The organism is Ochrobactrum sp. WV_118_8, from assembly GCF_039631535.1.
In the GTDB taxonomy this organism is placed as follows: domain Bacteria; phylum Pseudomonadota; class Alphaproteobacteria; order Rhizobiales; family Rhizobiaceae; genus Brucella; species Brucella anthropi.
This window is the reverse complement of record NZ_JBDIUZ010000001.1, coordinates 1,236,133-1,251,226: the sequence shown is the minus strand read 5'-3', so window position 1 is coordinate 1,251,226 and position 15,094 is coordinate 1,236,133. Positions and strand designations below refer to the sequence as shown.

Here is a 15,094-nt window from a genome sequence, read left to right as displayed (position 1 = left end):
GCCGATCCTCACCACAAGGTCAGTTCCTTGTCACCCAGATTTGCAAAATAGACATTGACCTGTTCGGGCTTCACTTCGTCGAGCGTTGCGGGTTTCCAGTTCGGCGCACCGTCCTTGTCTATGAGCAATGCGCGAACGCCTTCATAGAAATCGTGCGCTTCCAGCATCCGGTTGGCAATGCGGTATTCCATGCGCATGCAATCATCGAGATCGAGCGGACGACCATCGGCAATCTGGCGGAAAGTAACCGCGACACTGGTTGGTGAACGCGTGGCGATCACCTTCACGATGTCCATTGCGGCCTTGCTACCCGCTTCGGCTTCCTTTTCCAGCGAAGCCATGCAATCGGCAAGCGTTGCGCCGGAAAAGCATTCCGCAATGATCTGGCGCGTTTCAACAGCGGTTTCAAAATCGGGATACTGGCTGCGCGTCAGAGCCGCATCAATGTCGGCGGTTGCGATGATGTCGTCCCGCACATCCTGCAGATCACTTGCGGCGACGGCATGTGTCGCAATCCCGCTCTGCAGGCAATCGCCCCAGCGGATTCGGTTGCCGGTCAGCGCAAGATAATATCCGAAATTGTCGTGCAGATGCGGCAGGAAAGCGCTGCCGCCCACATCCGGGAAGAAGCCGATGCCGGTTTCCGGCATGGCAAACATGGTGTTTTCCGTCACGATGCGGTGCGAACCGTGAACGGAAATGCCCGCACCACCGCCCATGACGATCCCGTTGATCAGCGAGATATAAGGTTTTGGAAACCGGCCAATGCGCGCATTGAGCCGATATTCGTCGCGGAAGAATTCGTAAGCAGGTGTTCCGGCCTGACCGGCCTTGTAGGCGGCAACCACATCACCGCCTGCGCAGAATGCGCGCCCTTCGCCTTCGAGAATCACACAGGCCACTTCAGGATCGTCTTCCCAGGCCTGCAATGCGCGATCCAGCGCCAGAATCATTTTATGCGTGAGCGCATTGAGGGCCTCGGTCCGCGTAAGCTTCACAAGCCCCGCTTTTCCCTTGCGTTCAAAGCTGATTTCGCTGCCGCCGCCGAAGTCAATCTGCATATCGTGTCTCCCGTTCCATCAAATGGGTAGAAAGTGAGACGCCCCGCGTCAATCCTGCACAGGTCAATGTTCTTGGTTTCATCACTTTTCCCATGATAAACGGTGCGCATCCGATATCAGCCTCCAAAATTTGGGAATTAAGGCTTCACTTCTCGGGATTATTCAAATGACCGACCGCCAATCCAAATATCTGCCCACCAATATCAGCCAGCATGTCGATGACGTTACCGGCAGCAGACGTCTGCGCCGTATGCGCAAGGCCGACTGGTCGCGCAGGCTGGTGCAGGAAACCCGGCTGACAGTTGATGATCTCATCCTGCCGTTCTTCCTGACCTATGGAACCGGTGTAGCAGAACCTGTGGAAGCAATGCCTGGTGTCGAACGCTATTCGGTCGATATGGCTGTTCGCATGGCGGAAAAAGCCGCCAGGCTCGGCATTCCCGCCATTGCCCCCTTCCCGCGCGAAAAGCTGGAAGTGAAGACTGAGGACGGCGCTTTCGTCGCAAGCCCGGACAATCTGATCAATCGCGCCGTGCGCGCAATCAAGAAGGAAGTGCCTGAAATCGGCATCATCACCGACGCGGCGCTCGATCCCTTCACCACGCACGGCCATGACGGCATTTTGCGGAACGGCGAGATCGTCAACGACGAATCGGTCGCCATGGTGGTTCGTGGTGCGCTTTCGCAAGCTGAAGCCGGTGCGGATATCATTGCCCCGTCCGATATGATGGACGGTCGCGTCGGCGCCGTGCGTCAGGCGCTGGACGAACATGGGTTCTGCCATCTGCCGATCATGTCTTATGCCACCAAATTCGCTTCCGCCTTTTATGGTCCTTATCGCGATGCCATCGGCACGCAGGGGCTGCTGAAGGGCGACAAGAAGACCTATTATCTCGATCCGGCCAATCCGGAAGAAGCCGTGCGCGAAGCCGAGCAGGATATTGCCGAAGGCGCAGATATGCTGATGGTCAAGCCGGGCTTGCCCTATCTCGACATCATCCATCGCCTGAAAAGCGAATTCCGCCTTCCCACCTATGCCTATCAGGTGTCGGGCGAATACGCGATGATCAAGGCCGCCGGGATCAATGGCTGGATCGACGAAGAAAAGGTGATGATGGAGAGCCTTATGGCGTTCAAGCGCGCCGGTTGTGACGGAATTCTTACTTACTTCGCAATCGAAGTGGCTGAAAAGCTTAAGCAACAGGGTTAAACGGCAAGTCCTTTCGGCAGGAAATCTTCAAATTTCCTTGAAACCGCCGGTTTTGGTTACCATGTTGATGACTGTTCCGCTGAGGTAGCGGGACAGCGCCGGTTGTCACACTCCCCCGGACGCTTCCTTGGAAACGACTGGAAGGAAAAATGTCCGACCATATTCTGCACGGCGAAGTCATGGGCCCGCGTTATGAAAGCCGCGCATTCTTTGAAGGCGTGCGCACGCGCCGCATCATGGCTTTTCTTATCGATTACCTGATTGTTTTTCTGCTTTGCATCCCGGCGGCAATCGTCATTGCAATCCTCGGCATCATTACGCTCAGCCTCGGCTGGATGCTCTACGGCATCATGTTTCCAATGGTGGCGTTGTTTTACATTGCACGCACTCTGGGTGGACCGCAGCAGGCCACCAAAGGCATGCAGATGATGAACATCAAGCTCGTCCGGCTCGAAGGCGGCACGGTCGATCCGATGCTCGCAATCGTGCACACGGTTCTGTTCTGGGGTCTCAACGTGGTGCTGACACCGCTGATCCTGCTCGCTTCGCTGGTTCTCGACCGCAAGCGCACGGTGCATGATCTTCTGCTCGGCACGGCTGTGATCCGTTCAGATCGATAAACGCATAGAGTTGAATCAACGCATCGACCCCAAAGTCTATTCGGATTTTCGGGTCGATGCTTCAGATCAAGAAAATTCAGAGCCGGCTGCGCAAAATGCCTATTGACGTTTTGTGCCGTCGGCTCAATCTTTAGAGATAGTATCGTGATGGTTTTGCCAGAGCATTTCCAGCAAAAGTGCGAAGCGGTTTTGTGTAGGAAAACGCGTCAAAGCGAATAAGTTAAGCCATTTCGTGGATATTGAATGACCCATCAACCGCAACAGTCTCCGCAGTTCTTTCTGACAGCTCCGTCGCCTTGTCCCTATCTTGAGGGTCAGATGGAGCGAAAAGTCTTTACGCATCTGGTCGGCGACAAAGCGAACGAGATCAACGATCTTCTGACCCAAGGCGGCTTCCGCCGTTCCCAGAACATTGCCTATCGTCCGGCTTGCGAACTGTGCAGGGCCTGCATATCCGTTCGCATCCTTGCCGGAAAGTTCAAGATGACGCGCAACATGCGCCGCGTCTGGACGCAGAATAATGACCTGATCGGGCGCGTGCACAAGGCACAGCCCAGCACCGAACAATATGCACTTTTTCGCGATTATCTCGACGCGCGTCACCGTTCAGGCGGCATGTCGGACATGACCGTCCTCGACTATGCGATGATGATCGAGGATACGCATGTGAACACGCAGATCATCGAATATCGCAAGCGCGGTCCGGAAAGCTTCATCAGCGCCAAGGGCGACGGTGAGCTGATCGCTGTAGCACTCACCGATGTAATGGCCGATGGCCTGTCTATGGTTTATTCGTTCTTCTCACCGCATATGCATGACCGGTCGCTTGGGACCTACATGATCCTCGATCATATCCAGCGCGCACACGCCGCCGGTCTGCCGCATGTCTATCTCGGCTATTGGGTCGAGGGATCACGCAAGATGCAATACAAGATCCGCTTTACCCCGCAGGAGCATCTGGGCCCCCGCGGCTGGCAACGGTTTGAGGGTTAGACATAAAAAGCGGCGAAAGCCGCTTTTTTATTGATCCGTTTGCGCAGTGTCTGAATCAAAAAGCGGCAGGCCGTGGTGAAAATGGTGATTTCGAGAACCGGAGCGCAGCGTACATAAAGGTACGTGAGCACCGGAAGCACAGAAATTGCCATTTTAGACCGGCATGGCGACTTTTAGATCAGACACTTAGAACTTGCCTGAACGCGGAAACCCCTTCGGCACCAGACGGCCCGCAGAGGCGCGTGCGCCGATCCACTCGACAAGCTCTTCCTTGTTGCGATTGAAGGTGCGCTCTGCCGAATCCTGCCAGGAAAGCCCCTCGGCAAGTGCAAAGGTGCGAACGTCGGAAACACCGCCATCCTTGTATTTTTGCAGGCGCACGCCCTTGCCGCGTGTCATTTCCGGAATGTCGGAAAGCGGGAAGACCACCATCTTGCGGTTCTCGCCAACGACAGCGATATGATCGCCGGAAACGCGCTGGCAAAGCTTCGCCTCGTCCGGCGCCTTGACGTTCATCACCTGCTTACCCTTGCGGGTGTTGGCGACCGCTTCGTTTTCCGGAACGATGAAACCGTTACCTTCATGGCTGACGAGCAGCAGTTTCGCGGATGGATCATGCACGAAGGCCGTCAAGATATCCTGATCGTTTTCCATATCGACAAGGATGCGGATCGGCTCGCCATGGCCGCGACCGCCAGGCAGCGTGTTTGCGCCGATGGTGAAGAACTTGCCGCCCGTCGTGAAGAACAGAAGCTTGTCCGTCGTCTCGGCATGGAAAGCGAGCTTGAGCTTGTCGCCTTCCTTGAAGGCGAGCGTCGAGAAATCGGCCAGATGCCCCTTCATCGCGCGCAGCCAGCCCTTTTCCGAAACCACGATCGTGACCGGCTCACGCTCGATCATCGCCTGATGAATATCTTCCAGATCATGGGTCGGCGCATCGGCAAAGGTCGTGCGACGCGCGCCGAGCTTGGTCTTCGGACCAAACTTTTCGCGCACCGACTTGATTTCGGCGCTGATCTTCTTCCACTGGCGTGTACCCGAAGCGAGCAACCCTTCGAGATCGGTCTTCTCGACGGTGAGATCGTCGAACTCCTTGCGGATTTCGAATTCCTCGAGCTTGCGCAACGAACGCAGGCGCATATTGAGGATCGACTCGGCCTGAACGTCGGTCAGCTCGAAGGTCCGCATCAGGTCCTGCTTCGGCTCATCCTCCTCGCGGATGATGCGGATCACTTCATCCAGATTAAGATAGGCGATCAGGAAGCCGCCAAGGATTTCCAGGCGTCTTTCGATTTCCGCCAGACGGAATTGCGAACGCCGGACAAGCACTTCCTTGCGGTGGTCGAGCCACTCGCGCAGAACGCTGCCCAACGACAGAACATTCGGCACCTTGCCATGTGACAGCACGTTCATGTTCAGCGAAACGCGGCTTTCCAGCTCGGTCAGCTTGAAAAGCGATTCCATCAGCAGTTCAGGATCGACCGTCCTGTTCTTCGGCTCCAGAACGATACGGATGTCTTCCGCCGACTCGTCACGAATGTCGTCGAGCAATGGCAGCTTCTTTGCCAGCAGCAGCTCGGCAATCTTTTCGATCAGGCGCGATTTCTGAACCTGATAGGGAATTTCGGTGACGACGATCACCCAGGTGCCGCGATTGCCCTCTTCCTTCTCCCAGCGCGCACGGACGCGAAATGCGCCGCGGCCCGTGCGATAGGCTTCCAGGATATTGCCATGCTCTTCGACAAGGATGCCGCCGGTCGGGAAATCCGGGCCACGCACCTTGCACTTCAACAGAGCAGCCGGGTCGGTCTCGGCTTCGCGCTTCAGTTCTTCCCATTGCTCCGGCGAGGTAACGAGTTCCTCAACCGGCGCGTCAGGATGATTGATGATATAGAGCGCCGACGAGCAAAGCTCCGCCACGTTATGCGGCGGAATATTGGTCGCCATGCCGACCGCAATGCCCGCCGAACCGTTTGCAAGCAGGTTCGGGAAAGCGCCCGGCAGAACGATCGGCTCTTCGTCCTCTTCATTATAGGTCGGGCGGAAATCGATGGCGTTTTCGTTGATGCCTTCCAGCAGCAACGTCGCCACTTCCGTCATACGCGCTTCGGTGTAACGCATGGCAGCCGCGTTATCGCCGTCGATATTGCCGAAGTTGCCCTGACCGTCCACGAGTGGATAACGCACCGCGAAATCCTGCGCCAGACGCACCAGCGCATCGTAGATCGAGGCATCGCCATGCGGATGGAACTTACCCATCACGTCGCCGACGATACGGGCGCATTTTGCATAGGCCTGATCGGGATTGAGACGCAGCAGACGCATGGCGTGCATGATGCGACGATGCACCGGCTTCAAGCCGTCGCGCACGTCCGGCAGCGCACGATGCATGATCGTCGACAGCGCATAAGCGAGGTAACGTTCCTCGAGAGCCGATTTGAGATCGACCCGTTCGATGTGTTCTTCGCCGTCATCCGGCGGAATCAGACTTTTTCCCATGTCTCTCAGTACCAACTGCGCGATTCGCCAGCAAGAGTTCAGGAGAACCAATCCAGTACATTAGTGTGTAATAGTCGCAATCCTGCCGCCATTTGTGTCCTATAGAGCTATTGGGGGCAAGTTTCCCCCGCTGCAATCGCAGGCTGAGGAAATCATGTTGTTATTGCGAGTGATTTCCGCCTATGAATGCCGCGCTATATTAGAGATTAGGCAGGAGCTTCGAATGCAGGTTTTCGTCAATACCAAGCCAGCGGCACGTGTTTTGGCTGCAGGTACAGCGCTTTCGCTGATTTTCGGCAGCGCGGCCATGGCAGCTGACGCCAATGCAGTCGCCGAGCGTATCAAGGCACTTTATGCGAAACAGGGCGGCGAACTGAGCTTCGCCAATGTTCAGGCGAACGGCTCCGACATCGTGCTCCAGGGCACCAAGATCAAGCTGCCGACGGTGGGCGAAAAAGAAACCGCCCTCGGCGACGTGACGCTCCAGAACGTTCAGGATGCGCCGGACGGCGGCTACAGCATCGAACAGGTCACCGTGTCCGATCTTGCCTTTGCTGGCGAGGAAGACAAGAACGACAAGGCCGAGATCAAGGGCCTTGCCATGCAGAACGTGCATATTCCGTCGGAAACCGCCAAGGGTCCGCTCGACAGCATGGTCATGTATGACAAGCTGAAGATTGACGAAATCCAGTTCGGCACCCCCGGCACGGATGGCGCCACCGTAAAGGGTTTCGACCTGTCGCTCGACACCTCCAACAAGGCCGAGAAGATCGGCTATGTCTGGACCATCGCCAATATCGACGCGACCTTTGAGAAGGGCGGCAAGAACCCGCTTGCACCGCTCGACATGAACACCTTCAACGGCTCGCTGAACTCCAAGGGCAGCTGGTCGCCGACTTCGGGCGACACATCGCTGGACCAGCTGGAACTTCAGGCCGAGGAACTTGGCAAGATCAACATCACCGGCAGCCTCGGTGGCTATGATCTGGCCTTCCTCGAAGCCGTCCAGAAGACACAGGAAAACATGAGCAAGGCCGACGCAGACAAGGATGCTGCCGGACTTGCAATTCTGGGTCTGGCGGAACAGCTGAACCTGAAGAACCTGTCGATCCGCTTCGACAACGAAACCCTGACCCAGAAGCTTCTCGACTATTACGGCAAGCAGCAGGGCGCCGATGGCAAGCAGCTTGGCGAGCAGATGAAGATGATGGTTCCGCTGATGGCGACACAGCTCAAGAACCCGGATTTTGCCCAGCAGCTCAAGGCTGCATCCGACAAGTTCTTCGACGATCCGAAGTCACTGACCATCAGCGCATCGCCGGACCAGCCGGTGACTTTCGCTTCCATCGTTGCCACCGCATCGCTGGACCCGACGAAGATCATCCAGCTTCTCAAAGTCAGCGTCGACGCTAACAACTAAAATGAAAAAGGCCGGTGAGAAGACTCACCGGGCTTTTCTTCAACTAACAAAAACCCGGCTCAAGGCCGGGTTTTTTCTTTTCATCGAGGTCGTTTAGCTCTTCTGTACCGGAGCCAGACGGATATGCAGGTCGCGCAGCTGCGCGGGCGACACATCCGAAGGCGCGTTCATCAGAAGATCAAGTGCCTGCTGGTTCATCGGGAACAGCGAGATTTCGCGCAGGTTCTTTGCACCGACCAGAAGCATGATGACGCGGTCGATACCGGCAGCCATGCCGCCATGCGGAGGTGCACCGTACTGGAACGCACGATAAAGACCGCCGAAACGCTCTTCCACGTCCTGCTGGCTCAAGCCAACCTTTTCAAATGCCTTGACCATGACGTCCGGCAGCTGGTTACGGATCGAACCCGAGGCAATTTCGAAGCCGTTACAGACGAGATCGTACTGGTAAGCCTTGATCGCAAGCGGGTCCTGGTTTTCCAGAGCGTCCATACCGCCCTGCGGCATGGAGAACGGATTGTGTGCGAAGTCGAGCTTCTTGTTGTCTTCGTCCCATTCGTAGAACGGGAAGTCGATGATCCATGCCAGTTCGAAACGATCACGATCGACGAGGTTCAGTTCTTCACCAGCGCGCGTGCGGGCATCGCCAGCGAACTTGTAGAACTTGGACGGCAGACCGGCAACGAAGAAGCAGGCATCGCCGTCTTCGAGGCCCATCTGCGTGCGGATCGCTTCCGTGCGCTCTTCACCGATGTTCTTGGCAATCGGACCAGCGCCTTCAAGCTTGTCGCCTTCCTTGCGCCAGAAGATATAGCCGAGACCCGGCTGGCCTTCGCTCTGCGCCCAGGAATTCATGCGGTCACAGAATGCGCGTGAACCGCCTGTCTTGGCCGGAATTGCCCAGACTTCGACCTTCGGATCGTTGGCGATCATGTTTGCGAAGACTTTGAAGCCCGAACCGGCGAAATGCTCGGTCACAGCCTGCATTTCAATCGGGTTACGCAAATCCGGCTTGTCCGAACCATAGGTGCGGATCGCATCGTCATAGGCAATGCGACGGAACTGCTGCGTCACCGGCTTGCCTTCGGCAAACTCTTCGAAGATGCCGCGCATGACTGGTTCCATCGTTTCCCATACTTCTTCCTGGGTCACGAAGCTCATTTCGAGGTCGAGCTGGTAGAACTCGCCCGGCAGACGGTCTGCCCGCGGGTCTTCGTCGCGGAAGCACGGCGCGATCTGGAAGTAGCGGTCGAAACCGGCAACCATCAGAAGCTGTTTGTACTGCTGCGGCGCCTGCGGCAGCGCGTAGAACTTGCCTTCATGAATACGGCTCGGCACGAGGAAGTCTCGCGCGCCTTCCGGCGAGGAAGCCGTCAGGATCGGCGTGGTGAACTCATTGAAGCCGATTTCGGTCATGCGGCGACGCATCGCGGCAATGATCTTGGTGCGGCTCATGATGTTCTTGTGCAGCGTTTCACGGCGAAGGTCGAGGAAACGGTACTTCAGGCGGATATCTTCCGGGTAGTCCGGCTCGCCGAAGACTGGTAGCGGCAGTTCCTTGGCAGCCGCCAGCACTTCGATTTCGGTTGCGAAGATTTCGACTTCGCCAGTTGGCAGATTCGTATTGACCGCATCGCCTGCGCGGGCCTTCACTTCACCATCGACACGGATAACCCATTCGCCGCGAACGGTTTCGGCAACCTTGAAGGCGGGCGAATCGGGATCGGCCACGATCTGGGTAATGCCATAATGATCGCGAAGATCGATGAAGAGAATGCCGCCATGGTCACGGACGCGGTGAACCCATCCGGAAAGGCGAACGTTCGAACCAACGTCCGTCTTGCGAAGGGCTGCGCAGGTATGGCTGCGGTAACGGTGCATGATTTCTGCCTTTGGAATAATAAGTCAGTCCTTGCTGACGGAAACGCTTTAAATTCTCGCGGAAAAGCGCATTTTGACCGGGTTTTGTCAAGTCTGCATTCCCTGCGGGTTTTGGTGTTAAACCACCTTGACGTAACGTGTCGACAAAAAACACTATGTGCGTATTAAGTGGAGCGCCAGTTCCTGATTATTTCGCGACAAGCGGCAAAGCTCTGTCTCTTTGTTTTGTCGCATTATCCGACGCAAAACAGCTTCGCACTTTTGCTGGAAATGCTCTAAAAGGTAGACATGCATCTGATTACGACAACACAGGCTCTCGAAGAGGCCGTATCCGCCCTCGCCAAATCCGATTTCGTTACAGTCGACACGGAGTTCATCCGTGAAACGACGTTCTGGCCGGAATTGTGCCTTATCCAGATGGCCTCGCCTGACCATACGGCGCTTGTGGATGCGCTTGCGCCGGGGCTCGACCTCGCGCCGTTCTTCCGCCTGATGGCCGATGAGACGATCGTCAAGGTTTTCCACGCAGCACGGCAGGACATCGAAATCGTCTTTCACCTCGGCGATCTCATCCCGTCGCCTGTCTTCGACAGTCAGGTAGCGGCAATGGTTTGCGGGTTTGGCGATGCCATTTCCTATGACCAGCTTGTGCAGAAGGTCACCGGCAAGCAGATCGACAAGTCGTCCCGGTTTACCGACTGGCGCCGTCGCCCGCTTTCAGACAAGCAACTCGACTATGCACTGGCCGACGTTACCTATCTGCGCGATATCTATCTCTATCTGAAGGAAGAACTTGAGAAAGAAGGTCGCAGCGAGTGGGTGAACGAGGAAATGGCGGTGCTGACTTCCCGCGAAACCTATGACATGCACCCTGACGATGCGTGGCGCCGGGTCAAGGCACGCGTCCGCAAACCGCTGGAACTTGCGATTGTGCAGGCTGTAGCCGCCTGGCGCGAACGCGAAGCGCGCGAGCGCAATGTGCCGCGTGGGCGTATCATCAAGGACGACACCATCGCTGAAATCGCACAACAGCAGCCGCGTGACGCGGAAGCACTGGGCCGTCTCCGCTCGATCCCGAAGGGTTGGGAGCGTTCGGCACAGGCTGCAGGGCTTGTCGCAGCGATCCAGTCCGCGCTTGAAATCCCGAAGGAAGATTTACCAAAATTGCCGAAGCCGTCGCATTCGCCAGAAGGCAGCGCCGCCGCTGCAGATATCCTCAAGGTTCTGCTCAAGCTTGTGACGGAAGAGCACGGCGTCGCGGCAAAGATCGTGGCAAATTCCGACGACATCGACAAGATCGCCTCGGAAGGCGACAAGGCCAATGTGCCTGCCCTGCATGGCTGGCGTCGCGAGGTTTTCGGTCAGAAAGCCCTCGATCTTATCGACGGCAAGATCGTCATCAAGTTCGAGAACCGGCGGATCAGGGCAGTTGAGTTAGGGGAGTAAGGCAATAGGGCAGTAAGGCAGTGTGTTTAACGCGAGCATTAACATATTGCCTTACTGCCCTACTCACTTACTGCCTCATTCCCGCGTCCCCTCGATGGCTGCATCACCAACCGCGAAATAGATGTTCTTTCCGGTCAGCTTGGAGAGCTGCTGCAAGCGGCCTTCGGGACGATCCGAAATCAGATCGGCCAGGTCTCCCGGTACGACAAGTGCAATGCCGTTTTCTTCCTCACGCCAGACAAGGCGCGGGATGACGCCCGGCATCGAAGCCGACAGAAGGTAGACCACCCGCAGCAAGGCTCCAAGCAGCTTTGCCCGTTCACGCAGGCGCGGCGTGGCGAGCTGCATGATCTCCGGCGCAATCTCGTCTTCGATCAGCCCTTCATGGCGATAATAATTGGCAAGCGCCATGAAGGAACGTCCGGCGTGGTCGATACCGCCGAACGAGCCGTGAGCGATGATGTTCAGCGCCTGCGATCCGCGATAGTCGGGATGCGCACGCCAGCTTATGTCGGCCACGAGGCAGGCAGCCTGTCTGTAGCGCGCTTCGTCCTCGGTTTCGTCGAAACCGAGGACCGGCAAGGACAATGTTGTCCAGGTTGCCAGTTCGCGGGCATGACGCGGAGAGCGCGAGCGCAGAATGGACAGTTCGTCTGCCGAGGCCAGCAGCGGATCGAGCCGCTGCTCGTTCTTCGGCAGAAGCGAATAAAGATAGCCTTCACGCACGCCGAGCGCCGAGAAAACGATCTTGGAGGGCTTCATCAGACGGATCGTCTCGAGCAGCACCGTGGCGCCATAAGACAAAAGTTGACGGCGATTTTTCGAAACAGCTTCAATGCCGCGCATCGTGTCGAGATTGCCCTTGGCAACGCGCTTGAGGAAGCTCTGCGCGTCCACCGGATTCATCTCGTAGCCGTGCATGACGTGCAGCGGATAGTTCTTCGCCGTCATATGCAGCTTGGCAAGGTTACGCCAGGTGCCGCCGACCGCATAGAAAACCTGGCCCTGATGGGCTTGCAGAAGCGTCGCCTTTGCGAGTTCCGTGCGTGCAATCTTGGTTGCCTCTGGCAGCCGTCCATCGGACATATCCTGCAAGCGCAGGCCACCGAGCGGCAAGGTGATCCCCTCGCCTACCTCGTGGTCGTCCACCGCGATCAGCTCAAGGCTGCCGCCGCCGAGATCGCCCGTGACACCCTTCGGCTGGAAGAAACCGGAAATAATGCCGAGCGCCGAGTAATAGGCTTCTTCCTTGCCGGACAGCACCTCGATGTGCCGGCCGAGAATGGCTTCCGCCTGTGCGATGAAATCCGGACCGTTTTTCGCTTCGCGTGCAGCCGCAGTCGCCAGCGCGTGAATGGAAACCGCGCCGGCCTGTTCGGCCAGAGCGCGAAAACGCTTCAGCGCACGAAGGGCCGCTTCAACGGATTTCTCGTTGAGCTTGCCGGTTTTCGCGAGGCCCTTTCCGAGGCCGCAAAGTATCTTTTCATTGAAAAGCACCGTCGGCGAACGGACGATGCCTTCATAGATGACGACACGGATCGAGTTCGAGCCAATGTCGATGACCGCGACGGGCTTGAGTCCCTTGAGGCGGCCTTGTGCTACAGCTGGACTCATGCAGTCGTTTTTCTTTCCGCCTGCGCGCGCTTGCGATGCGCGATAAGGCGGGGGGCCGAAGACTTCAGCGACTTTCCGCGACCCGACAGGCTAGGATTGGTCATGAAATATTCCTGCGCGTTGAAAGCTTCCTCTCCTGCTTCTTTTTCTATCCGGCGAGAGGTGCCGTCCGCAAGTAGCTGATAGCTCTGTTGGTTATCAATTATGTTGGCAAACATGATTTGCGACAGGATTTGCTGATGCACTGTTGCATTTGTGATCGGAACAAGCGTCTCCACGCGGCGATCAAGATTGCGCGGCATCATGTCGGCGGAACCGATATAGACGATTGCCTTGTCGGAAGGCAGGTCATTGCCATTTCCGAAGCAGAAAATGCGGCTGTGCTCGAGAAAACGTCCGACAATCGACTTGGCGCGAATATTGTCGGAAAGCCCCGGAACGCCCGGACGCAGGCAGCAGATGCCACGCACGACCAGATCAATCTGCACGCCCGCCTGGCTCGCCACGTAGAGCGCGTCAATAATCTGTGGATCAACCAGCGAGTTCATCTTCATCCAGATCGCAGCCGGACGCCCTGCCTTCACATGCGCAACCTCGTCCTCGATGTGCTTGAGGATTCGCGCGCGGAGCGTGAAAGGTGAAATCGCTATCTTCATCTCTTCGGCAGGCTGGGCATAGCCCGTGATGAAATTAAAGATATGTGCCACGTCGCGAGCAATATCCGCGTCCGACGTAAAGAACGACAGGTCGGTATAGATACGCGCCGTGATCGGATGATAGTTGCCCGTGCCCAGATGCACATAGGAGCGCAGCTTCTGATCTTCACGGCGTACCACGAGCGACATTTTCGCGTGGGTTTTCAATTCGATGAAGCCGAACACAACCTGAACGCCCGCGCGCTCCAGATCGCGTGCCCAACGAATATTCGCTTCCTCATCGAAGCGTGCCTTCAGCTCGACCAGCGCCGTTACCGACTTGCCCGCTTCTGCAGCATCTACCAATGCGCGCACGATCGGGCTGTCATTGGAAGTGCGATAGAGCGTCTGCTTGATCGCCAGCACATCCGGGTCGGCTGCAGCCTGCCGGAGGAACTGCACCACCACGTCGAACGATTCATAGGGGTGATGGACCACAATGTCCTTTTCACGAATCGCTGCAAAGCAATCGCCGCCATGCTCGCGAATACGCTCCGGAAAACGCGGATTGTAGGATACGAATTTGAGGTCATCCCGCGGGATCGAAACGATCTCCGAAATCATGTTGAGCGCCAGAAGACCTTCATGCACGCTGATGCGGTTTTCCGAAACGCCAAGTTCCGTCGCCACGAAGACGCGCAGGGCTTCTGGCATTTCGCCGTCAAACTCGATGCGGATCACCTGACCGCGACGGCGACGTTTCAGTGCTGTCTCGAAGAGACGAACGAGATCTTCCGCCTCTTCTTCCACTTCGATATCGCTGTCACGGATGATGCGGAACGTACCGGCGCCGCGCACTTCGTAACCGGGGAACAGTCGCCCGATGAACAGGCTCACCGCGTCCTCGATGGTGATGAAGCGGTAAGTGTTTTGCTGGTCTGTCGGCAGCTGAATGAAGCGCTTGAGCGCGACCGGAATACGCAGAAGGGCCGTCATCGGATGATTATCGGCGCGGCGCGCAAGCTGCAGGGCGATGGAAAAGCCGAGGTTCGGAATGAACGGGAACGGATGCGCCGGATCAATGGAGAGTGGCGTCAGGACAGGGAAAATCGTTTCGAGGAAGTGGTTTTCAAGCCATTCCTTTTCGGGCTTTGAAAGCGCCGACGGGCGAACAATCTCGATGCTGTCCTGTTCCAGTTCCTCGCGCAGCATACGCAGGCGTTCCTGCTGTTCTTCCTGCAAGCGCCCTACTTCGTCCAGAACGAAGTCGAGCTGTTCCTGCGGCGTGCGTCCATCGGCGCTGCGCATCGCCACACCGGCGCGCACCTGAGCGGCGAGACCGGCAATGCGGACCATGAAAAATTCATCGAGATTGGCGGCGGAGATAGACAGGAAGCGCAGGCGTTCAAGCAGAGGCTGCCGCATATTCGCGGCTTCTTCGAGAACACGCCGGTTGAATTGCAGCCAGGAAAACTCGCGATTCACAAAGCGGTCGGAACTTTGCATCAATTCGCCGTTCAAAGCTTTGTGAACGTCAGGGGCTACGTCCGCATCGGGAACGACGGTTGGGTTGGGGGCTAGTCCGGCTGTCATTTCGTGTGTCCCGCCTTCAATCGCGTTGGGGGTTTCGCTCGCCATAACGCTGTTTTCGCTCATTTTTCCTGTCCCGACTTCCACCGGAACATTCCGGCTCTGCCTTAAGCCTATGGCTGTCA

Annotated in this window: 10 protein-coding genes; 5 read left to right on the top strand and 5 right to left on the bottom strand. The window is 56.9% G+C overall.

All coding sequences use genetic code 11. The features are described 5' to 3' along the window. Window positions 1-8: 8 nt before the first annotated feature. Window positions 9-1,061 (bottom strand): enoyl-CoA hydratase/isomerase family protein, encoded by a 1,053-nt coding sequence (locus ABDF71_RS06005; protein WP_010661084.1) that lies wholly within the window; start codon window positions 1,059-1,061, stop codon window positions 9-11. A 166-nt stretch (window positions 1,062-1,227) separates the two neighbouring features. Between ABDF71_RS06005 and hemB the strand changes: the two genes are divergently transcribed. From hemB to ABDF71_RS05990, 3 genes are all read left to right on the top strand, one after another. Next, window positions 1,228-2,271: a porphobilinogen synthase gene (gene hemB, locus ABDF71_RS06000; protein ID WP_012092345.1), complete on the top strand. Its 1,044-nt coding sequence runs from the start codon at window positions 1,228-1,230 to the stop codon at window positions 2,269-2,271. Window positions 2,272-2,420: 149 nt separating this feature from the next. Next, window positions 2,421-2,891, top strand: a complete 471-nt coding sequence (locus tag ABDF71_RS05995; RefSeq protein WP_010661082.1) for an RDD family protein — start codon at window positions 2,421-2,423, stop codon at window positions 2,889-2,891. Between the two features lie 243 nt (window positions 2,892-3,134). Further along, window positions 3,135-3,884, top strand: a complete 750-nt coding sequence (locus ABDF71_RS05990) for an arginyltransferase (protein WP_279676289.1) — start codon at window positions 3,135-3,137, stop codon at window positions 3,882-3,884. 186 nt (window positions 3,885-4,070) lie between these two features. Here ABDF71_RS05990 and ABDF71_RS05985 read toward each other — a convergent pair whose 3' ends face one another. Further along, window positions 4,071-6,383: a DNA topoisomerase IV subunit A gene (locus tag ABDF71_RS05985; protein WP_010661080.1), complete on the bottom strand. Its 2,313-nt coding sequence runs from the start codon at window positions 6,381-6,383 to the stop codon at window positions 4,071-4,073. A gap of 223 nt (window positions 6,384-6,606) precedes the next feature. On the opposite strand from ABDF71_RS05985, the gene ABDF71_RS05980 reads away from it, so the two are divergent. Further along, complete coding sequence (locus tag ABDF71_RS05980; protein WP_279676291.1) at window positions 6,607-7,803, top strand: aq_1923 C-terminal domain; 1,197 nt, start codon at window positions 6,607-6,609, stop codon at window positions 7,801-7,803. Between the two features lie 93 nt (window positions 7,804-7,896). Here the strand turns inward: ABDF71_RS05980 and aspS are convergent, their stop codons facing one another. After that, window positions 7,897-9,684 (bottom strand): aspartate--tRNA ligase, encoded by a 1,788-nt coding sequence (gene aspS / locus ABDF71_RS05975; RefSeq protein WP_010661078.1) that lies wholly within the window; start codon window positions 9,682-9,684, stop codon window positions 7,897-7,899. A gap of 288 nt (window positions 9,685-9,972) precedes the next feature. Here aspS and rnd point away from each other — a divergent pair, with 288 nt between their 5' ends. Continuing rightward, window positions 9,973-11,130: a ribonuclease D gene (gene rnd / locus ABDF71_RS05970; RefSeq protein ID WP_010661077.1), complete on the top strand. Its 1,158-nt coding sequence runs from the start codon at window positions 9,973-9,975 to the stop codon at window positions 11,128-11,130. Between the two features lie 75 nt (window positions 11,131-11,205). Here the strand turns inward: rnd and ppx are convergent, their stop codons facing one another. Together ppx and ABDF71_RS05960 are read right to left on the bottom strand one after the other, a co-directional pair. Continuing rightward, the gene (gene ppx, locus ABDF71_RS05965) at window positions 11,206-12,744 is read right to left on the bottom strand and encodes an exopolyphosphatase (protein ID WP_010661076.1); all 1,539 of its coding nucleotides are present in this window, start codon (window positions 12,742-12,744) and stop codon (window positions 11,206-11,208) included. Next, the gene (locus ABDF71_RS05960) at window positions 12,741-14,972 is read right to left on the bottom strand and encodes an RNA degradosome polyphosphate kinase (protein WP_040130164.1); all 2,232 of its coding nucleotides are present in this window, start codon (window positions 14,970-14,972) and stop codon (window positions 12,741-12,743) included. The genes ppx and ABDF71_RS05960 overlap by 4 nt, the downstream gene beginning before the upstream one ends. Window positions 14,973-15,094: the final 122 nt, after the last annotated feature.